Source organism: Enterococcus sp. 6D12_DIV0197, from assembly GCF_002174385.1.
GTDB classification, from domain to species: domain Bacteria; phylum Bacillota; class Bacilli; order Lactobacillales; family Enterococcaceae; genus Enterococcus_D; species Enterococcus_D casseliflavus.
In genome coordinates this window covers 3,571,784-3,592,406 of record NZ_NIBN01000001.1, presented here as the reverse complement: position 1 = coordinate 3,592,406, position 20,623 = coordinate 3,571,784, and the positions used below count along the sequence as shown (strand labels likewise).

Below are 20,623 nucleotides of genomic sequence, written 5' to 3'. Positions count from 1 at the left end.
TGATCTGTTAAATCATCTGAAAGTTTTTTTGTTGAGGCAACTTGTTGCTATTGGTGTTTGGCTTGCTGCTGCGCTAAGGTCAAGTCACCGATGTAAGGGACTTTTTTTCCAGCGACTTTCAAGTATTGTTCGGCGCCTTTGCCCGCAATAATCACGATATCCTTACTGTCTGCTTCAGCAATCGCCGATTTGACGGCTTGAGCCCGATCCATCTCATGAATGATGGCAACTTCAGGATTGGTGATCGCAGCTGCGATTTCTTTTGCGATCGCAGCTGCTTCTTCAAAATCAGGATCATCGCTGGTCAGGTAGACTTTGTCCGCATATTCTCCTAGCGCTCGTCCCATATCTGCTCGGCGAGATTGGGCTTTGCCGCCAGCACTGCCAGTGACAAAAAGCAGGCGGCCTTCTGGGCGCAATTGGCGGGCAAGTTCACTTAATGATTGGAAGCTAAGGTAATTGTGGGCATAGTCAACGATCATGACTGCGCCATTTTCTTTTTCTAAAACGATCATTCGTCCAGGGATGATCACTGTCGGCAGGACTTTCTGAGCGTCTTCACGAGAGGCACCCGCTAAGCAGGCAGCTAAAATCGCAGCTGCAGCATTCTCATGGTTGAAAGAACCTAAGATCCCCAGTTGATATTCCCCAGAGACTTGCAACACATCAGAAGCAGCTGACAGCGCAAAGCCTTTTAGATCCGTCCCTTCTTGGACGACATAATCGGCGTCTGAACGTCCGTAGGTGATATAAGGAACTTGATGGACTTCACAAGTTTCTCGCAGCAAATGGTAGTGATCACTTTGGCGATTCAAAATCATCTGTTTGCTGTTGCGGATCAGTTCCCGTTTGCAGTAAAGGTAATCGTCATAAGTTGGATGTTCCACTGGTCCAATGTGATCAGGCGAAATATTTAAGAACGCGCCAATATCAAAGGTAATACCGGCGACCCGTTTGGTTTTATAGGCTTGGGAAGAAACCTCCATCACAAGATGGGTCATGCCGTTTGCGACAGCCTCGGCCATCATCTTATAAAGATCCAGTGTTTCGGGGGTCGTCAACACTGCTTCATTAAAGGTTTTTCCATCGACTGAGTTTTCCTCAGATGAAAAGAATGCTACTTTTTGACCCGTCGATTCTGCTAAAATCGCCCGAGCAAAATAGGCGCAGCTGGTTTTGCCTTTTGTTCCCGTGATGCCGATGGTCACCAGCTGTTCTTGAGGATGGCCATAAAACGCTTGAGCGATCACTGCCATCGTTTCTCGAATGTCGGTGACGATGATTCCATAAGTTGCAAAGTTGTCATAGGGCGTTTCTGAAATGTAGCACTGAATCCCTTGGTCAATGGCGGCAGCCAGGTAGCTTTCTTTAAAAGAAGCCCCTTTACAGAAAAAAAGCGTCGCCGCATCGGCTGTTCGCGAGTCGTAGCTTAATGAGGTAAAGGCAAGATCAGTCATTTCTTGCGGCACGGTATAAACCCAATCAGTGGGGGTGATGATTTCTTTCAATAGGTTTTCCTGCAATAAGAGCTTGCGGATCTGTGGCACGGTAATGAGTTCCTTTTGCATCGTTGTTCTCCTTCATTCCTCTAAAGATTTCTCTTATTATAGCATAACTCCTAAAAACCGCCGTTTGGGAGGGAAAAGTTTTCTTTTTTTTCTCCTTATTTTGAAGAAACTTTAAGATGTTGCAAAAATAGATTGCGACCAACCCTTTTTCGAATTAAAATGGAAGGGATATGTTTGTAGAAAGTTGGAGATAATGGCGATGGATAAACACATGCGTTCAGTGTCAAAAGAATTAACTACACAAGAAAAAATGGCTCAAGGATCTGCTTGGATGACGATGGGAAATATCGGCTCACGCTTGCTTGGCGCTATTTACATTTTACCCTGGTATTATTGGATGGGCGCAAATGCGGATAAAGCAAATGCGTTGTTTGGAATGGGCTATAATGTTTACGCCTTATTTTTAATGATCTCCACTGCGGGGATCCCTTCAGCAATTGCCAAACAGATTTCTTTTTACAATTCTCGCCAAGAATACCGCACGAGTCAGAAGCTCTTTTTACGAGCGTTTCAATTGATGGCAGGCTTTGGCGTGGTGACCGCTGGAATCATGTATTTGGCAGCCCCATGGTTGGCAACGGCTTCAGGCGGAGGCGCAGAATTGATTCCTGCGATGCGCTCATTGAGTATTGCTTTATTGGTTTTTCCTTGTATGAGTGTCATGCGAGGGTATTTCCAAGGAAACCAAGACATGAAACCTTTTGCGATCTCGCAAGTCGTTGAACAAATCGCTCGTGTCTGTTATATGCTTTTAGCGACCTTCATCATTATGCGGGTCATCGAAGGCGAATACACGGCAGCCGTGACGCAATCGACCTTTGCCGCCTTTATCGGTGTCTTAGCCAGCATTTTGGTATTAGGCTATTACTTCCAAAAGCAGCGGGTGCGGATGGATGTTTTAGTCGATATGAGCAAAGAAGAAACGGTGCTGCAAACCAAAGAATTGGTTTTAGCGACCATCAAAGAAGCGATCCCTTTTATTATCGTAGGCTCAGGGATCACGATTTTAAAATTGGTGGATCAGTACACCTTTGTTCGAATGATGAGCAGTTTTACCGAATTTTCAAATGATCAGCTCTTAGAACTAATGGCGATTTTCGGCAGCAACCCTGATAAGCTGACGATGGTGGTTATCGGATTAGCTACTTCCATGGCTTCAACGGGACTGCCTTTGATCAGTGAAGCAGTCGCCAAAAAAGACAAAAAGAACTTAGCCAAATTGATCAGCAACAACTTGCAATTGTATTCCTTTGTAATGTTTCCAGCGACTTTTGGGATGATCGTACTGTCTTATCCTCTATACACCTTGTTTTATCGTCCAGATGCGTTAGGGGCGAGCGTCTTAGTCGCTGCCTGTCTTTCTGGTCTGGTCTTGGGCTTGTTTATGCTTAGTTCGAGTATGCTGCAAGGGATGTACCACAACAAAGAAGCGGTTGTTTTCTTCTTTGTAGGGTTACTGGTGAAAGTGATCTTGCAGTATCCAGCGATTCGTTTGTTCCAAGTCTACGGTCCATTGGTTTCTACCACGATTGCCTTAGGGATCGTCTGCTGGCTGAATATTCGCAAAATGATTCGCAAAGGCCATTTCAATGTAAACTTGACGTTGCGACGGACATTATTGATTGGCGCGATGACGATCATTATGGTGATCGCAGCGTTGATCGCTCGCCAACTCTTTGGGCTTGTCTTGAGCTCTGAAAGAAAAGTCCAAGCCTTTATCTTGAGCTTGCTAGTAGCAGGAGTCGGCGGCAGTGTATACATCTACATTGCGCTGAAATTGCGTTTAGCTGAAAAACTACTCGGCTCATCAATGGTTCGTTTACGCCAGAAATTACACATCAAATAAAACCAGAAGCAGCCGCTGAGCCTCCTTTGTGAGACCTTGGCGGCTGTTTTATATGAAAGGAAGAAACCGATGCGTTTAGACAAGTTTTTAGCGGATATGGGCTATGGCTCCCGCAAAGAAGTGAAACAGTTGATCAAAAAAGGGCTCGTGACCGTCAATGGACAAGTCATCAAAAGTGACAAAGCACAAGTACAAGAAACACAAGATACCGTTTGTTTTGAGGGGGAACCCATCGCCTATCAAAGCCAGTTTTATTATTTGCTGAATAAACCCGCCGGCGTGATTTCGGCAACTGTCGATTCCTATGAAGAGACGGTCTTAGATTTGTTTTCCGAAGAAGCATTTCGCGAAGATCTGTTTCCAGTAGGACGGTTGGATAAAGACACCGAAGGCTTTTTGCTGATTACGAACGATGGCGGATTGGCGCATCAATTATTGTCGCCTAAAAAGCATGTGGAAAAAGAATATTATGCCCAAGTCGAGGGAATCATGACAGCGGAGGATCAAAAAATCTTTGCCAAAGGCATCAAATTAGACGGCGAGTGGACTTTGCCGGCTGAGCTGCAGATCCTCAACGTCTATGAAGACGAAATGCGCAGCGAGATCAAACTGATCCTCCATGAAGGCAAGTTTCATCAAGTCAAACGGATGGTCCATGCAGTAGGAAAAGAAGTCGTTTATTTGAAACGGATTCGCATGGGCGGGCTGTCCTTGCCAGATGATTTGGCATTAGGCGAGTATCGGGAATTAACGTCTGAGGAATTGGCGAAGCTGCAAGAGCGAGGATAAGACGATTGGCGAGCTAAAGAAATTCTTATAAAAGTTGTTATTCGGCTGCAATATTTGTAAAAAAAGCCCGTTTTATAGGTAATTTACATGAAAATTTGCAACAATAGACTTTAAACTGTTGGAAAAACCCTCTTTTTTTTCATGAATAAGCATGTTAAAGTAGCCAAGCTACTAAAAAAAAGAAGGAGTTGCCTCATTGAAGAAAAAGATTTTTTTATTGCTTGCCCTTACGTTGCCGCTTTTCCAGCCAGCTGTCAGTTATGCTGCTGAAACGAAGAGCACCGAGGAACTGACGGTTTTGACTGCAGAACTTGCAACGTATGAAGAGGAAGTCACCACTAGCCAACAGAAAGTCACAGCGCTGGAAAGTCAATTAGCGGATTATCAGGAAGAATTAACCCAATTAGCACAAGAAAGCCAGGAAGTTCAAACGCAGATCGCTGCTCTGAATGACCAAAAAGCCCAGCATCAAGAAAGCCAAGCGCCAAGCAGCCTGGTAGTCGACGGACCACAAGCCACGATCCAACAACTACGCAAGTTTAGTGAACAACAAGCGGCTTTAAGGGAAGTGAACCAACAATTGGCGGAAAAAGAAGCCCAACAGCAACGAATCACTTCGTACCAAACCTTGACGCAAGCCCAATTAGTACATAGTAAAGAACAACTAGCAACAGCAAAAGAAGAATTGCAGAGCCAACAAGAGCAGCTGCAGCAAACGCAAGCGCAAGTACAAGACTTGCAAGAAAAAGTGGACAAAGAAGCAAAAGCCGCTGAAGAAGCAAAACAAAAAGCCAAAGAAGCAGCAGAGAAAGCAGCAGCCAGTGAATTTTCACTGCCAATCACGGGCGCCGTGTCGATCTCCAGCGGTTTTGGTACTCGAGCTGACCCAACTGGTTTTTCTGGGACACAGCATGACGGGATCGACTTTACAGGTCAAGCGGGGGAGAAGATCGTCGCCGCTCGGGATGGTCAGGTAGAAGATGCTGGTTATGGTCCAAGTACGGGGAATTACGTGATTTTGGCTCATGATAACGGCTTTTACTCGTATTATTTTCACTTAACAGCTATCAGTGTCTCGAAGGGGGCAACCGTTGCAGTTGGCGAGCAAGTCGGTACGATGGGGACGACTGGAAACTCGACTGGCGTCCATTTGCACTTTGGATTGAGTAAGACGTTGTGGTCAGATTTCGTTGATCCAGCAGCTTACTTACCGCTATAAGCCAAAGCATCGAGTAGAAACATTGAAAAAAACATCTGAAACCAAAAAGCATGACTGACAAGAGGGGTTCCTCAAGTCGTCATGCTTTTTTTGTTTACCACAAGCCCGGTTGAGCAATGATCACTAACTGTTCTTTGGTAAAGGGATGCTCCAGATGCAATTCATAGCCATGCAGCAGCAAACGCGGCGCTGGTTTGTTTTGGTAAAGCGGGTCACCGACGACTGGATGACCGATACTGGCAAGGTGGACGCGAATTTGGTGCGTCCTCCCCGTATCTAACACACAATACACATCGGTCGTCTTTTGTTGGGTGTGGGCGATGGTTACATGGGTGACGGCTGACTGACCGTTGCGGGGGTCAATGATCCGCTTGCGACGATCGTGACGGTCACGACCGATTTTTTTGGCGATCGTTTGATCTTGCGTAAGTTTGCCCCAAACTGTGGCTTGATAGCGGCGGAAAATCTGTTTGTTTTCCAACATTCGACCCAAGATCGGCAACACCAAAGGATTTTTTGCGAATAAAACGACACCGCTGGTTTCTTTGTCTAGACGATGGACCACATAAGGCTGCTGCTGTTTCGGCGCAAGGTAAGCAGCTGCATCATTCAATAGGGTATCTGCTTCTAATGGCTGATTGGGGTGCGTCTTGACCCCCGCAGGCTTGTTCAGCACCAATAAGTGCTCATCTTCAAAAAGTACGTCGACTTTGTCTGCTTGGCCTAACTGGATCGGCTGATAGCTGTAATCACTGTCTTCAATGATCAAAGTGATTTGATCGCCGCCACGAACTTCTTGATGAAACATCGCGGGCTGCTGATTGACGGTAACATTTTTCCGTGTGCGCAGAAAATGGCGCACTTTTCGTGGGACGAGCCACTCCCGTTCCAACAAATCGCGAAGCGGCATGGGCGGGTGATTTTCGGGTAAAGTCATGGTGTATTCCATAAAAACGTCCTTTCTTTGCTGTTCGCTACCGACTATTATAGCATCTTTAAGCTTTTCTTATAAAAAAAACAATAAAAAACAGAGCATTCAATGCTAGAATAATAAAGCATTCTTTTCGAATGAAATTACGTCTAGAGCCGTATAACAAAGAAAGTCATTTATGCTACACTTAACCAAAGGAGCGTGAAGTAATGGATTGGAAACACATCCTTCACAAAATAAAGACCGGTTGGCTGACCTTTTGGCGCTGGTTAAAACCGTATTTGCAGCAATTTCATCAATGGCGCAAGCGGGTTTGGAAAAAATACCACGTAAATAAAATTTTTATTTTACTTAGTTTAGTTGCTATCTTAATCATGAGCGGGTATTTGTTTTATATCGCCAAAAATACGAAAGTCAGTGAATTAGAGTCAGGTCTGAAAGAATCGACGGTGATTTTTGATGCCAATGGCGATGAAGCAGGGCAGTTGTACTCGCAAAAAGGCACGTACGTTTCTCTTGATGCCATTTCCAGTGATGTGGTCAACGCCTTGATCTCAACCGAAGACCGCAACTTCTATAATCACCACGGGTTTGATATCAAGGGGATCGCTCGAGCAGCCCTGCGCATGCTGGTCAACCGCAGTGCCGAAGGCGGTGGGGGAAGTACCATCACCCAGCAGCTTGCCAAAAATGCCTATCTGTCCTTGGATCAAACCTTTAGTCGAAAAGCCAAGGAGCTTTTCTTAGCGATCGAGATCGAGAAGAAATATTCTAAAGATGAGATTTTGGAAATGTATTTGAACAGTTCCTATTTTGGTAACGGGGTTTGGGGCATTCAAGATGCCTCGCTAAAATATTTCGGTGTCAATGCTTCTGAACTAAGCGTGGGAGAAGCTGCGACGTTGGTGGGGATGCTCAAAGGTCCTTCGATCTATAACCCGATCGACAATCTGGAAAACGCCACGAACCGTCGCGATACCGTCTTGAGTTTGATGGTGGATAACGGCAAGTTGGACCAGTCCGTTGCTGACCAAGAATCACAAGTTGCCTTAGCTAATTTACTGTATGATGGATTTGGCAATTCAGAATCTGGCTATAAGTATCCTTATTATTTCGATGCGGTCATCGATGAAGCCGAATCCTATGGGTTGGACGCCGATGATGTCATGAATCGCGGCTACAAGATCTATACAGCACTGGATCAAAACTACCAAGCGCAAATGGAAGCTGCCTATAAAAACGATGCCTTGTTCCCTGAAAATGCCGCTGATGGTACGATGGTGCAATCAGGCTCTGTCGCACTTGATCCGAATACCGGTGGGGTGCAAGCGGTGGTGGGTCGTCGTGGCGAGCACGTCTTTAGAGGCTTTAATTTTGCCACGCAAATGAAACGTTCACCAGGCTCCACGATCAAACCGATCAGCGTCTTCGCCCCTGCCCTAGAAGCTGGGTTTGAACCCGATAGCATCCTGAAAGACGAGCCCCTCGATTTTTATGATGCTCAAAACTTTGATGGGACCTATGCTGGCGAAGCAGTCATGTATCAAGCCCTCGCCCAAAGCCTGAATCTGCCAGCAGTTTGGCTGTTGCATGAGATCGGCTTAGATCGTGGGTACAGCAAAGCACAAGAGTTTGGACTTTCCTTGACCGAATCCGACAAATATTATGGCTTAGCATTAGGTGGTTTGGAAAAAGGGGAATCACCCATGACGATGGCAGCAGCGTATGGCGTTTTCGCAAATGGCGGGTATTACTACAAACCGCATTTGATCACCAAAATCGTTGATTCAACTGGTGCCGTGATCGTTGACAATACGTCTGTGCAAGGCAAACGGGTGATTTCTAAAGAGACCGCTGATAAAATGACGAGCATGATGCTCGGCACCTTTTCTAACGGGACGGGTGTTAGTGCCAGTCCATACGGCTTTACGATCGCCGGTAAGACGGGTACGACAGAGACCAACTTTGATGCTTCTAAGGTCAATGACCAATGGATCGTCGGCTATACCCCTGATATGGTTCTTTCAACCTGGCTAGGATTTGAACATGTGAGTGAAGATCATTACTTAACGGGAACTAGCGGACAAGTCGTTGGGAAAATATTCAAAGCAGAGGCCGAAAGCTTACTGCCTTATAGTCAAGGCACCCAATTCCAAGTTGCAGACGCTTATTGGACAGGTGGAAAATTGATGGCAGCCGATGAAGTACCAGATCCTGAGAGCAGTACGTCACAAAATGGCAATGATTGGCAGAAAACCATCGATGACTTTGCCGAAAGCGCCAAAGAAGGTATGAAGGAATTCGGCAGCAAGATCAAAGAAGGAACGAAAGAACTGTTTGGCGGCTTGTGGAATTCCATCAGCGGAAATTAAAGGAATTAGGCAACTGCTAGTCTAGAACCTGAGAAGAATGGTATACTAGAAAAAAAGAGGAGGCGTCAAAATGGCAAATATTTATGATACAGCAAACCAATTAGAACGTGAATTACGCGAGTCAGAACAGTTTCAAGATTTGAAAGGTTCTTTCGACCGCTTGAAAGCAAATGAAGAAGCGTATGCGTTATTCAAAGAGTTTCAAGAGTTGCAACAAAGCCTGCAACAAAAAATGATGGCTGGCGAAGAAATGACAGAAGAAGAAGCGCAAAAAGCCCAAGAATTATCGCAAAAAATTCAACAAGACGGCATTGTTTCTGACTTGATGCAAAAAGAGCAAGCCTTCAGCTTAGTAGCTAATGACTTGAACCGCATCATCATGGGTCCTGTAAGAGATCTATACGAAGCGTAATCGCCAACCAACAAAGACCAAAGAAGCAAGTGAATCTTCAGAGCAATCGGCTGCAACTGCAAGAGCCTTTTCCAAAGAAGTTTCAAAATCGCTTCTTTGGTTTTTTTTATGAAAAAGGCGAACAAATTTTCGTATTTTGCTGACGAAATGCCTGAGAAATGTTATGATAGAAGCATTAAGGAGGGAGAAAGAAATGCGATTTTTACATAGTGCAGACCTGCATATCGACCGGTCATTTGAAGGGGTTCATTTGTTATCTGAAAAAGTGAAGACCCAACTCCCTGCCATCAATCAAAAAATCATCCGTAATTTGGTGGATGTTGCCTTAGAAAAAGCGGTCGATTTTGTTTTGCTGGCTGGGGATACATTCCATCAAGCACGGCCGAGTCTAAAAGTGCAGCATGACTTTTTTGCCCAACTGCAACGACTAGGGGAAGCACAGATCCCTGTCTATATGATTTTCGGCAACCATGATTATTATGATCCGCAACGGTATTGGTTTGCTTTTCCAGAAAATGTCATTCTCTTTTCATCAGAAGAAGTTCAAACGGTTCAAGGAACAACGAAAAACGGTGAAACCTATGCAATCAGTGGATTTAGCTACCAACATCCTTGGATCACTGAAAATAAAGTAACAGAATTTCCTGCAAGAGCAGCGGTGGATTACCATATTGGGCTTTACCACGGGGACCAAGCTGGTGAACGGTATGCCCCCTTTTCAATCAGTGAAATGAAGCAAAAAGGCTATGATTATTGGGGCTTGGGGCACATCCATGTACCTAAGACGCTCTCAGAGCAGCCACCGATTCTCTATCCCGGCACACCTCAAGGAAAGACCAAGAAAGAACAGGCGACTGGGGTGATTTTGGCAGACTTATCACCGCAGGGACCAACGATCGAGCGCTTGGAGATCGCAGAGATCGCTTGGCAAAAGCAAGTGGTCTCCTTAGCGGATGTGACTGCCTCGAATGCCGTATTGCCAGCGATCATCGAGCGCTTAAAAAGTCCTGGTTCGCGCTTGCTGCATCTGGTGTTGACCGATGTGCAGCAGCTGCCGCCAGATTGGTTTCCAGCTGCGGAAAAAAATGAATGGCTGACCTACCTCAATGAACGGTTGGCACAAACAGAGCCGCTGCAAGTGATCTATGCCCTTGAAGTCGAGCAAGCCAATGAAGACAAGATCGCATTGGCGGTATCAGAAGATTATATGCTGCAGTTTTTAGCGATGTATGAGTCGCCAGAGATGTTTGCGGATCGATTGTCGGATCTATTGCAGCATCCACTGATCCAGCGGGGGATCACCCATGAATCATTTCAAGAAGAAGTCTTGCAGCAAGCCAAGCAATTGTTGAAAGACGACTTTCAATGGGAGGAGCAGTCATGAGAATTTTAAAAGCAGAGATTACCGGTTTTGGGAAATACCATGAACAAAGCTTTGCCTTTCATCCGCAAAATCAGCTGCTCTTTGGGCACAACGAGATCGGAAAATCGACGTTGTATCAATTTATTGCCGCCATCTTGTTTGGCTTTCCGAAAAAGACAGCCAAGAAAAAAGACTATACCCCCAAAAACGGTGCTGCTTACGGTGGCAAGTTATGGTTGGCGCTGGAACCCTTCGGCGAAGTGATCGTGGAACGCTATCGGCAAGTGGACCGTGGTCGTGCCAAAGTCCATGTCGCTGGCCAGACGGTCGATGAGCAATGGCTGGCACAACACCTACAGCCCCTCAATCGAGCATTGTTCTTCGATGTCTTTACTTTTCAGCAAGAGCAATTGACCCAGATCGATAAGCTAGAAGAAAATGAGCTGCACCAAGCGTTGATTTCTCTAGGGATCAGCGGCAGTCAAAAAATGCTGCAGCAAGTGGCGCAATATGAAACCACCAATCAGCAGCAATACAAGCCACGAGGGCAAAAGCTGCCTTTGAACCAAGCGTTAAAACAATTAGAAAAACTGCAAAAAACGATTGCGGAAAAAGAAAGCGAAGAAAGCCGCATCCAACAGCAGTATCAGCAGATCGCCCAGCTGCAAGAACAGATCCAAGACTTGCGGCACCAGTATCAAGCATTGAATGACGCTTATCAGGAAAATCAGCAACAGCTGAGTCACTGGGGCCTTTATAAAGAGTGGCAGCAAATGGCACCAGCAGATACGCTAGCCGATCCTCAGCAAGTCCAAGCCATCAAACAGTTTTATCAGCAGTATCAGCAGCTGACGGAAGAAATTCGCAAAAAAGAAGCCGAATTAGATCAGTTGGAGCAAGGAAAAGAATCAGACAAGTATTTCTTCTACCTTGATCACGAGCATCAGATCAATCACTTGCTGCAGCAGCAAGTGACGATGGCGCGTTTGGCAGATCGTGAAGCAGCAGCCAATCAACAAGAAACTGTCGCCATCACAGAGTTGAATCGCTTGATTGAAAAGCGCCAGTGGAGCAGAGAATCGCCGCCGCTAGTAACGGCTTCGATCCATGAACAAACCACACGTTTACTGCAAGAACGTGTGCAGTTAGAAGAGCTCGAAAAGCGCATGAGGCATTTAGAAGAAAAAGCGCAACCTTTGCAAGACACCGCGGCCCGCTTAGAACAGCAGCATCCTCAATTGATTGGCCGCAAGCCCGTTTCTCGCCCACTATGGCCGCTAGGGATCGTCGGTGGGCTAGTCGCAGTGATCGGTATCTTTTTGCCAAGTCCGTGGCGCTGGCTTGCATTAGGTGCGGGGATCGCAGCGATCATCGGCAGTATTTTGCCGCTGATGAAAGCAGCACCAAACAAGCAGCAAGGCATCAAGCAAGAATGGCAGACGATCCTCATGCAGTTGGATCTACTGAGCGAAGAGTTGGCACAGCTGGAAAATGAACAGCAGCAAAAGCAACAGCAGATCAGTCGTGCCCACCAAGCGTTGACACCCTTTTTTGGTGATTTGCCGGTGGAAAACTGGCAGTCGTATCTATTCGCCTATGATGAAGATGTTGCTAGCTATCAAGCCTACTCGCAGCAGCGCAAGCAAGCCTATCAAGAACGGCAAGCTGTCACGGAAGAATTTGCCCCCTTTGAGGAGCAATTCCGCCCGTATGCGGAGTGGCTGCCGCTGCAAAACAAAACCTTGTTAGAAAAAGCGGCGATGTTGCAGAAGTTTCATGAAGAGATGCAAACGATCAAGCTTTCGCGGTTGCAACAACCTAGCACGTTACTGGCCCAACAATTGACCCGTACCCGCAACGAACGCGACCAGCTGTTTGCCCAAGCCAGTGCGCTCTTGCAGCAGCAAGGGTTAGATCACCCTGCAGAAATCAGCCTCTGGTTGAAGCAATGGGAAGCAGCGCAGCGCACGCAGCAGCGAGCAGAAGAATTGGCGGGGATGTTAACACCGATCTATCCCAAACCAGTCACACAAGCAGAATTGCTGCAGCAAAAAGACCAGATCAAGCAGCAGCAAACACAGCTTCAGGCACAAATGCAGCAGTTGACGGAGCACAAACAACGCTTGGAATTAGAAGCAGCAGCCAGTCAAAAAAACGGCACCTTGAATCAGCTTTATCAAGAAGAAAGTGAGCTGAAGGCGATCATTGAAGAACTCGCTGTGGCATGGGGCAGTCGTCAGTTGGCGGCTTCAATTTTGACGGATGTCACGACTGAATTGTCAGAACAGCAATTGCCGCAGCTATTGTCAGCCGCTTCGACTTATTTTGAACAGCTTTCAAACGGACGTTATCAAAAGATTCTTCTGGAAAATGGTCTGTTAGTAGCGGCAAATGCCAGCGAGACCTTTTCGATCATTGACTTGTCCACAGGAACGAAGGATCAGTTGATCATGGCGTTACGTTTCGGTTATCTAGCGCTGCAAAAAAATCACCCGTTGTGCCCGATCATTATTGATGATGGTTGGTTGCATTATGACAGTGTTCGTAAGGAACGCTTCGCAGCACTATTAAAAGAGTTTGGACAAAGTTATCAAGTAATTTGTATGTCTTCTGACCAAGAAATGGTAAGCTATTATCAGAAGTACCAGCAGCCTATCCAGGATCTGAGTAAAGGAAGTGAAAGATTTGGCTGATCGGCCAAATAAGCCCATGAAAAAAATTCGTGAATTAACTGTTGATGAAACGTTTCAACTTTTCTTACTGATCAAAAATGCCGATGTACGGATCGCGAAAAACGGCAAAAAGTTTATTGCCTTCACGTTTCAGGATACATCTGGCACGATCGATGGAAAGTTTTGGGATGCATCAGATGAAGAAATCGCCCGTTTTGAACCCGGGAAAGTGGTACTACTAGATGGGAAACGAGAAGTTTACCAAGGCAATCCGCAAGTCAAAATCATGCATTTGCGTTTAGCGAAGCCGGAAGAACCCCACGAACCAAGCCAATACATGGAAAAAGCGCCCTTGCGAAAAGAAGAGATGGAAGAAGAAATCAGTCAAACCTTGTTTGAGATCACAAATCCTCACTGGAATCGCATCGTCCGTTTCTTGTTGAACAAGTATAAAAAGGAATTCTTTGACTTTCCAGCTGCGAAGCGCAATCACCATGCCTTCGCCAGTGGATTGGCGTATCATACGACAACTATGCTGCGCTTAGGAAAAGCGATCGTCAAAGAATACCCTGAATTAAATGCGTCATTGCTGTATGCGGGCATTATTTTACATGATTTAGGAAAAGTGATCGAGTTGACAGGTCCCATGACGACAGAATATACCTTAGCGGGGAATCTAGTAGGGCATTTGGTCTTAGTGGATGAAGAAATCACGCAAGCCTGTATTGCTTTGAAATTTGATGACAAACAAGAAGACATCGTTGTTTTGCGGCATATGGTCTTAGCCCACCATGGCTTGTTAGAATATGGGTCACCTGTTCGGCCCCGCATAATGGAAGCGGAGATCCTCCATCAGATCGATAATTTGGATGCTTCCATGCAAATGATGCTGACCTCGATCCGCCTGACAGAACCTGGTCAATACACAGACCGAATTTTTGGCATGGACAATCGGAGTTTTTATGTACCGAAAGAAGTGTAGCAGTGACGTTGCAGCTTGATCGATCAAAGTGAATGATAGAAAGAACAAAAACCACGTTAGGCTTGCTTAGCGTGGCTTTTTTAGCTACTGGAAAAAGCAGTTGAATCGTAGATAGAAATCTAATCGGCACAAAAAAAGAAGCACCGCTATGACGGCACTTCTTTTTTCGTTTATTCAGCAGAAGAATCTGTAGCACTTTCACTTGTTGCAGTAGAATCATCGGTTGCCTCAGTAGCAGAAGAATCTGCTGCTGAGCTGTCTGTTGCATCCGTTGCAGAAGAGTCAGCAGTTGAATCTTCTGTTTCGGCAGCTGTGATGTAATCAGAAAGCAAGTCTGCTAAGTCAGAGTCTTTCATTTTCACATTGGCTGCTTGCAATTCTTGACCGATCGTTGCTGCCATAAAGGTTGAATCATTCAACAACGTGTTTTGAGCAATTTCAGTCAATTCATCTTTGTATTTATCCATATCGTTGCCTTTGTCTTGGTTTTTCACCATTTTCACGATATAGTATTCCGTCGTATAAGTCGACGTGTTGGTTGCAGAGATCACTTCAGAGATTTCACCATCTTTTAAATCAAAAGCGGCTGTTTTCACTTCGTTTGGCACAGCAGTTGACGTAGAATCGAATTTGATCGTTCCGCCATCTTCTTTTGTTGCTGCATCCGTTGATTTTTCTTTAGCGATTTCGCCAAAGTCAGCATCATCTTTTTTCGCTTCTTCTAAGACATCTTTGGCATCATCTTCACTTGCTACTTTGATGATTTGTGCTTCTACTTCTGGGTGGAAAGAATCCCAAGCAGTTTTCATTTCTTCATCAGTAATATCCATGTTGGCTTTTAAGCCTTCACGTAACGCAAGCTGTTCTTTCAATTCTGCACGGTAAGATTTCACCGTATAACCAGAAGCAGTCAAGGTTGATTCAAAAGAATCACTACCGCCGTATTGTTCAGCCACGTTGTTGAATTGTTCGTCGATCATTTCTTCAGTCACGTCATCGCCGTATTTTTCATTAAAGACTTTTAAGACGATCATTTGACGCAACGCTTGTTGGTTTTCTGAACTTGTTTTTGCTTTATCATAAAAATCTTGAACAGTGATTTTACCGCCCTTCATTGTTGCGATTTCCTCACTTGAGTTTCCACAAGCCGCTAATGCAAAAAGACTCATTGCACTGACTGCTACTAAAAGTAATTTTTTCTTCATTCGTTTAAGCACTCCTAATTCTAAAAAGATTCATAATAATCACTGCACCTACTATACCACTTCTAGAAATGGTTGGGAAGAAAACAGTGGATGTTTCAAACAAAATTCATAAAAACTACAAATTTTCGATTTGTTTGTCATCCTCTGCGCTTTGGGCTTGAATCGTCGTAATGTGTTGATTCAATTGCTCCATTTGGGTCTTGATCCGAGCAAGGCGCGGTTGGGCTTGGAATTTGAAGGCTTCCAAATCTTTCGTGAAAGACTCCGTAACAACAGGGATCGTTTCGTCGATCGTTTTGCGGGTCACCATTACGGCATCTTTTAGCTGTTTGACGCTGTCATTGAATTCTAAGGTCGCTTCTGTCGTGTCATCTAAATAGCGAATCAATTCTTCACGGGTTTCATTGCCGCTTTTCGGTGCAAAAAGCAAACCGCCTAAGCCGCCGGCGATGGACCCGAATAATAGTCCTTTAAGAAAATTGCCGATCATTTAGTCCACCTGCTTTCCAATTTTTTCGGCGATTGCCGCTAGTTCTTCCCCCGTGTAATTGTCTGCGTGATTGCCAAAATGGATCTTGAAATCATCGTCTTTGCTGTAACGAGGAATCAAATGGACATGGGAATGGAAGACCGATTGGTACGCCAATTCTTTATTGTTGTTGATGATATTTAAGCCTTCGATCTCAGGGAATGCTTTTTCGATCGCCCGAGCAATCTTAGGGATGCGGGCAAAAACCGCTGCTGCCAACGTTTCATCGTACTCAAAAATATCCGTCACATGGGTTTTGGGAATCACCAATGTATGACCAGGGGTGACTTGGGAAATATCTAAAAAGGCATAAACTTGCTCATCCTCGTAGACTTTGTAGCTAGGGATCTCACGATTGTTGATTTTACAAAAAATACAATTTTCCATTGTAAAAAAACCTCCTTGATCTATTACCTCTACTTTACCATATTTTGCTTTTTTTCGTCTGGTTTCCTCTTTGAAAAAGTCGGAACAAGGCAACTGTTCCTTCAACAAAGGCGCTTTTTTAAAGAAATGCGAAAAGCGAGCGAGAAACGCTTGCATTTAGATTCCAACAACCCTAGACTTAATATCAGAAATCAATTGGAAAGAAGGAACCTATGAAACCGATCATCAAAGAAACCTTACAGAAAAAAACAACGACTTCAGCGAAGCTCCGCTACTTGGCTTATGCCTATAAAGAATGGTTGATTGCGATCATGCTTTTTGTGGTGTTCGCAGGTTCGATCACCTATTCGCTAACGCGTCCAAAAGAAGAAGTAGTCAATGCCGCCATCGTCACTGAAACAGCGATGGACCCTACGGTGCAGAGTGAATTGGAGACAGCCATTGAGACCTGGGCGATCGACCAAGGGTATCAAAAAGAAGAGTTGAGGATCAGTCTGGTTTCCTATGCTGAACCTGCTGCTGTTCAAGCCTTTACCACCCGTCTTGCCGCCGGTGCGATTCAAATGGTCATTTTTCCAGCGAGTGATGCACAACTGTGGCAAGAACGCTTTGGCAGTCAAGAATTGCCGCAAGAAACCATTACAGTGGGAGAAAACGAATTTATCTTACAAGTCACGAATAAAGAAAAATAAGCAACGGTTTTGCTAGCGGATTGAAAAAAAGAGCCTACGTTGACAGAAAGCCGTAATTAGGCGAATCGGAGGAAAAGAATGACTTTACAAGTAGCGAATGTGACAGGCGGTTATAACCAGCTGCCAGTCTTAAAAAATATTGATTTTACGATCGGCGATGGTGAGCTCGTTGGTCTGATTGGCTTGAATGGGGCGGGGAAGAGTACGACGATCAAAGAAATCATCGGGTTACTGCAACCTCACAGCGGGACGATCACGATCGACGGCTTGACCTTAAAGGAAAACCCAGAGCAATACCGCAAACAAATCGGGTATATTCCCGAAACCCCATCTTTATATGAAGAATTGACCTTAAGAGAGCACATTGAAGTGACAGCGATGGCCTATGACCTTCCGCAAGAAGAAGCCATGAAGCGAGCGGAGCGTTTGTTAAAAACCTTTCGCTTAGAAAACAAACTCGATTGGTTCCCAGCAAACTTCTCAAAAGGAATGAAACAAAAAGTCATGGTGCTGTGTGCCTTTTTGATTGAGCCAAGCGTCTACATCATTGATGAACCTTTTCTAGGATTAGATCCTTTAGCGATCAATGCGTTATTGGAACTGATGAATGAGATGAAACAAACCGGGGCATCAATTTTGATGTCCACCCATATTTTAGCAACCGCAGAGAAGTATTGTGACAAATTCATCCTACTGCATAACGGTGAGATCCGCGCACAAGGGACATTGGCGCAGCTAAGAAGCCAATTTCAAGCACCAGAAGCCTCCCTTGATGATCTGTACCTCGCACTGACAAAGGAGAGTCAAGCATGAAGCAGTTTTTCTCGCAACGCTTACAGCGGCATCAAAAACAGATGACACGCTATTTGCGCTATGTCTTCAATGATCATTTTGCTTTGATCAGCACCTTCTTAGTGGGAGGTCTGGGGCTGTATTATTCAGAATTGCTAAAAACATTGCCGCGGCCGTTTCCATTAGGCGGCATCATCGTGGTCGCTGTTTGGCTCTTCGTTTTACCGCTGGGACGCTTAGCGACACTGACGAAACCGGCAGATTTGATTTTTCTGTTAGCCAAAGAAGGGCAAATGAGAAGTTACCTCAGTCAAGCCCTGCGTTATTCCCTCTGGCTGCCCTTTGGGGTCTTATTTTTAGCCGTAGGAGCAACGATGCCTTTGGTCGTGGTCACCGCAAACAGTACATTTGCTTCCTTTCCCTTCTTTTTAGGAATGATGTGGCTGTTAAAACTGGGGGATCTTTCACTGCAGCGGATTCGGTTGTATCAAGAAACACAGCAGCAAGTCAAACAGCAGCGAGGAATCTGGTTCGCCAGTGCGTTAGCTGCCACACTTGCCAGTATTTATGTAGCACCTTGGCTAGGGTTGGTGATCAGCATCCTCCAATCAATCTGGTTCCTCTTTGGCGTGAAATCTAATCGTCAGCTCTTGGATTGGGACTATATGATCCAAGCCGAGCAATCGCGCTTATTACGGATCTATCGGTTTATCAACTTGTTTACAGATGTTCCCCAAATCACGACGGAAGCCAAACGACGCAAATACCTCGACTGGTTGCTGGCAAAGATCAAACCAGCCCAAAGCAATACGTATCTTTATCTTTACTTGCGCCGAGTGATTCGTGGTGGGCAATACGGCGGTCTTTATGTCCGTTTATCCTTGATTGGTGGCTTCGTCTTATTCTTTGTCGATGAGCTTTGGATCAGTCTGCTGATCGGCTGCTTGTTTCTTTATCTGATCGGTTTCCAACTGATCCCTTTGATCAATGAATTTCAATACATGGTTTTGACCCATTTGTATCCCGTGCCAGAAAAACAAAAAGCCGCAGCAATCAAAAAAATTATCGGGTCACTTTTGCTTGTGACGACTGTTTTTTTCGGCGTGATCTGTTGCTGGCGCTTGCCCGTTGTTTGGCAAGGGGGCATCGCTTTTGTGGGCTTCTTCCTCTTTGCGGGTCTTTTTTTAGGCATCTACTTGCCAGGGCGATTAAAGAAAATGCACGCCTGATCCTCAGGAAACCTCTCTTACAAAAAGCGAACGCATATGCGCTTGACGGCAACCCTTTAGGAAGCTAGAATAAGAGGTACTGCGAAATAAGGAGAGAAGCTAGGATGGATATTCGCTTGGATCAAGATTGGCGTATGCGGCCGATCAAAGGCGACACCGGGAAAGCCTATATCGGGCTCAAGGACAACGACAAAGTCTTTATCAAACGAAATACGACCCCGATGCTTGCGGCACTCTCTAAAGAGGGCATTGCACCCAAACTCGTCTGGACGAAACGGACGGGAAATGGGGATACGCTCTCCGCACAAGAATGGCTGGATGGACGGGTCTTAGATCCCGATGAGATCGGCCAAAGAAATGACGTCATTGATGTGTTGTATCACTTGCATCATTCAAAAACGCTGGCACAGATGCTAAGCAAAATCGGCGGACAAGTCAGATCGCCTGAACAAATGCTGATGGATTATCAAGATCAGCTGCCTTCTGCGGTGGCTCAAAACCGTTTTATTCATTTGGTTACCGAGTATTTAAAAGCCAATATTCCAGCTTTTGACGAGCAAAAAGCCGCGGTCGTCCATGGCGATGTCAATTATCGAAATTGGCTGGTTTGTCAAAACTATTTGTATTTAGTCGATTGGGATTCCGTGATGTTTGCAGATCCAGCAATCGATATCGGGACTATTTTAGGTCACTATGTGCCGCTATCCAGCTGGTCCCATTGGCTGGTGCGCTACGGTATCCATAGCAGCAGCGAAGTGATCGAAAAAATTTATTGGTATGCATTGTTGAGTATGCTGCAAGAGGTCAAAAAATATTATCTGCGGGGCGATTACAAAGCCATGAATGCAGAGATTTTACAATTAAAACGAATTTATAGTGAATGAAGAGAAGATGGAGCGAGGCAATTTGGTTCCATCTTGTTTTTTCGGAAAGGAAGAAACATGAGAGTAAGAAAACGTGCAGGTGCAAAAGAGCTGATTGAAGCTCATCCACAATACGTCGTTGCAGAGCCTACCGAATGGAAAGGGCGTTGGCATGAACGCTTTGGCAATGATCATCCGCTACACATCGAGATCGGCATGGGAAAAGGTCAATTTATTACGGAAATGGCGAAAGCTCATCCCGAAATCAATTATATTGGGGTAGAGATGCAGATCAGTGTCGTTTCGATCGCACTGGATAAAATGATCGAGCAGGAGATCCCAAACTTGCAGCTGCTGCATGTGGATGGTTCGGCTTTGACCAACTATTTTGAAGACAATGAAGTAGACCAGATCTATTTGAATTTTTCTGATCCATGGCCTAAGAAGAAGCATGAGAAGCGCCGTTTGACTTCTAAAGCCTTTTTAGCGGTGGACGAGCAAATTTTACGACCTAATGGCGAAATCCATTTCAAAACGGACAACCAAGGATTGTTTGAGTATTCCTTAGCGAGCTTTTCTCAATATGGCATGATCATCAAACAAGTTTGGTTGGACCTGCATAACAGTACCTTTGAGAACAATATCATGACGGAATATGAAGAAAAATTCTCAAGCCGCGGGCAGCGAATCTATCGGGTGGAAGCCCAATTTGTGGCAAAAGACCCGCAGGAATAAAGAAGAGACGAAAGACGAAGCAAATTTGCTTCGTCTT

Annotated in this window: 18 protein-coding genes; 13 read left to right on the top strand and 5 right to left on the bottom strand. The window is 45.2% G+C overall.

All coding sequences use genetic code 11. The annotated features are described in order from the left end of the window. Positions 1-47: 47 nt before the first annotated feature. Entirely contained in the window at positions 48-1,568 is a 1,521-nt protein-coding gene (murE, locus tag A5867_RS16885) for a UDP-N-acetylmuramyl-tripeptide synthetase (protein WP_081116952.1), read from the bottom strand. Positions 1,569-1,767: 199 nt separating this feature from the next. Here murE and A5867_RS16880 point away from each other — a divergent pair, with 199 nt between their 5' ends. From A5867_RS16880 to A5867_RS16870, 3 genes are all read left to right on the top strand, one after another. After that, complete coding sequence (locus A5867_RS16880; RefSeq protein WP_015510492.1) at positions 1,768-3,414, top strand: polysaccharide biosynthesis protein; 1,647 nt, start codon at positions 1,768-1,770, stop codon at positions 3,412-3,414. A 69-nt stretch (positions 3,415-3,483) separates the two neighbouring features. Then, complete coding sequence (locus A5867_RS16875; RefSeq protein WP_087628082.1) at positions 3,484-4,203, top strand: pseudouridine synthase; 720 nt, start codon at positions 3,484-3,486, stop codon at positions 4,201-4,203. Between the two features lie 196 nt (positions 4,204-4,399). Next, the gene (locus A5867_RS16870; RefSeq protein ID WP_087628081.1) at positions 4,400-5,422 is read left to right on the top strand and encodes a M23 family metallopeptidase; all 1,023 of its coding nucleotides are present in this window, start codon (positions 4,400-4,402) and stop codon (positions 5,420-5,422) included. Between the two features lie 94 nt (positions 5,423-5,516). Here A5867_RS16870 and A5867_RS16865 read toward each other — a convergent pair whose 3' ends face one another. Next, entirely contained in the window at positions 5,517-6,371 is an 855-nt protein-coding gene (locus A5867_RS16865; RefSeq protein WP_005227703.1) for an RluA family pseudouridine synthase, read from the bottom strand. A 191-nt stretch (positions 6,372-6,562) separates the two neighbouring features. Between A5867_RS16865 and A5867_RS16860 the strand changes: the two genes are divergently transcribed. The 5 genes from A5867_RS16860 to A5867_RS16840 all read left to right on the top strand — a co-directional run bounded on the left by A5867_RS16860 (position 6,563) and on the right by A5867_RS16840 (position 14,154). After that, positions 6,563-8,725, top strand: a complete 2,163-nt coding sequence (locus A5867_RS16860) for a PBP1A family penicillin-binding protein (RefSeq protein WP_005227705.1) — start codon at positions 6,563-6,565, stop codon at positions 8,723-8,725. A 70-nt stretch (positions 8,726-8,795) separates the two neighbouring features. Further along, positions 8,796-9,137 (top strand): YlbF family regulator, encoded by a 342-nt coding sequence (locus A5867_RS16855; RefSeq protein WP_005227708.1) that lies wholly within the window; start codon positions 8,796-8,798, stop codon positions 9,135-9,137. A 193-nt stretch (positions 9,138-9,330) separates the two neighbouring features. Beyond that, positions 9,331-10,521, top strand: coding sequence for a DNA repair exonuclease (locus A5867_RS16850; protein ID WP_249270066.1), 1,191 nt, complete (start codon positions 9,331-9,333; stop codon positions 10,519-10,521). Further along, the gene (locus tag A5867_RS16845) at positions 10,518-13,193 is read left to right on the top strand and encodes an AAA family ATPase (protein WP_170927552.1); all 2,676 of its coding nucleotides are present in this window, start codon (positions 10,518-10,520) and stop codon (positions 13,191-13,193) included. The genes A5867_RS16850 and A5867_RS16845 overlap by 4 nt, the downstream gene beginning before the upstream one ends. A gap of 16 nt (positions 13,194-13,209) precedes the next feature. Then, the gene (locus A5867_RS16840) at positions 13,210-14,154 is read left to right on the top strand and encodes an HD domain-containing protein (protein ID WP_026008117.1); all 945 of its coding nucleotides are present in this window, start codon (positions 13,210-13,212) and stop codon (positions 14,152-14,154) included. Between the two features lie 170 nt (positions 14,155-14,324). On the opposite strand, the gene A5867_RS16835 is transcribed toward A5867_RS16840, so the two are convergent. The 3 genes from A5867_RS16835 to A5867_RS16825 all read right to left on the bottom strand — a co-directional run bounded on the left by A5867_RS16835 (position 14,325) and on the right by A5867_RS16825 (position 16,275). Continuing rightward, entirely contained in the window at positions 14,325-15,359 is a 1,035-nt protein-coding gene (locus tag A5867_RS16835) for a peptidylprolyl isomerase (protein ID WP_005227715.1), read from the bottom strand. A gap of 115 nt (positions 15,360-15,474) precedes the next feature. Further along, positions 15,475-15,849 carry a YtxH domain-containing protein gene (locus A5867_RS16830; protein ID WP_005227717.1) on the bottom strand — a complete coding sequence of 125 codons (375 nt, stop codon included), beginning with the start codon at positions 15,847-15,849 and terminating at the stop codon, positions 15,475-15,477. Continuing rightward, positions 15,850-16,275 (bottom strand): HIT family protein, encoded by a 426-nt coding sequence (locus A5867_RS16825; RefSeq protein ID WP_005227719.1) that lies wholly within the window; start codon positions 16,273-16,275, stop codon positions 15,850-15,852. A gap of 212 nt (positions 16,276-16,487) precedes the next feature. Between A5867_RS16825 and A5867_RS16815 the strand changes: the two genes are divergently transcribed. The 5 genes from A5867_RS16815 (at position 16,488) to trmB (ending at position 20,586) form a co-directional block, all read left to right on the top strand. Continuing rightward, positions 16,488-16,967, top strand: a complete 480-nt coding sequence (locus A5867_RS16815) for a hypothetical protein (protein WP_087628078.1) — start codon at positions 16,488-16,490, stop codon at positions 16,965-16,967. 78 nt (positions 16,968-17,045) lie between these two features. Further along, the gene (locus A5867_RS16810; protein WP_005227728.1) at positions 17,046-17,780 is read left to right on the top strand and encodes an ABC transporter ATP-binding protein; all 735 of its coding nucleotides are present in this window, start codon (positions 17,046-17,048) and stop codon (positions 17,778-17,780) included. Further along, entirely contained in the window at positions 17,777-18,988 is a 1,212-nt protein-coding gene (locus tag A5867_RS16805; protein ID WP_087628077.1) for an ABC transporter permease, read from the top strand. The genes A5867_RS16810 and A5867_RS16805 overlap by 4 nt, the downstream gene beginning before the upstream one ends. Before the next feature lie 104 nt (positions 18,989-19,092). Next, positions 19,093-19,872 (top strand): phosphotransferase family protein, encoded by a 780-nt coding sequence (locus A5867_RS16800; protein ID WP_005227730.1) that lies wholly within the window; start codon positions 19,093-19,095, stop codon positions 19,870-19,872. 57 nt (positions 19,873-19,929) lie between these two features. After that, positions 19,930-20,586 (top strand): tRNA (guanosine(46)-N7)-methyltransferase TrmB, encoded by a 657-nt coding sequence (gene trmB / locus A5867_RS16795; RefSeq protein ID WP_015510485.1) that lies wholly within the window; start codon positions 19,930-19,932, stop codon positions 20,584-20,586. Positions 20,587-20,623: the final 37 nt, after the last annotated feature.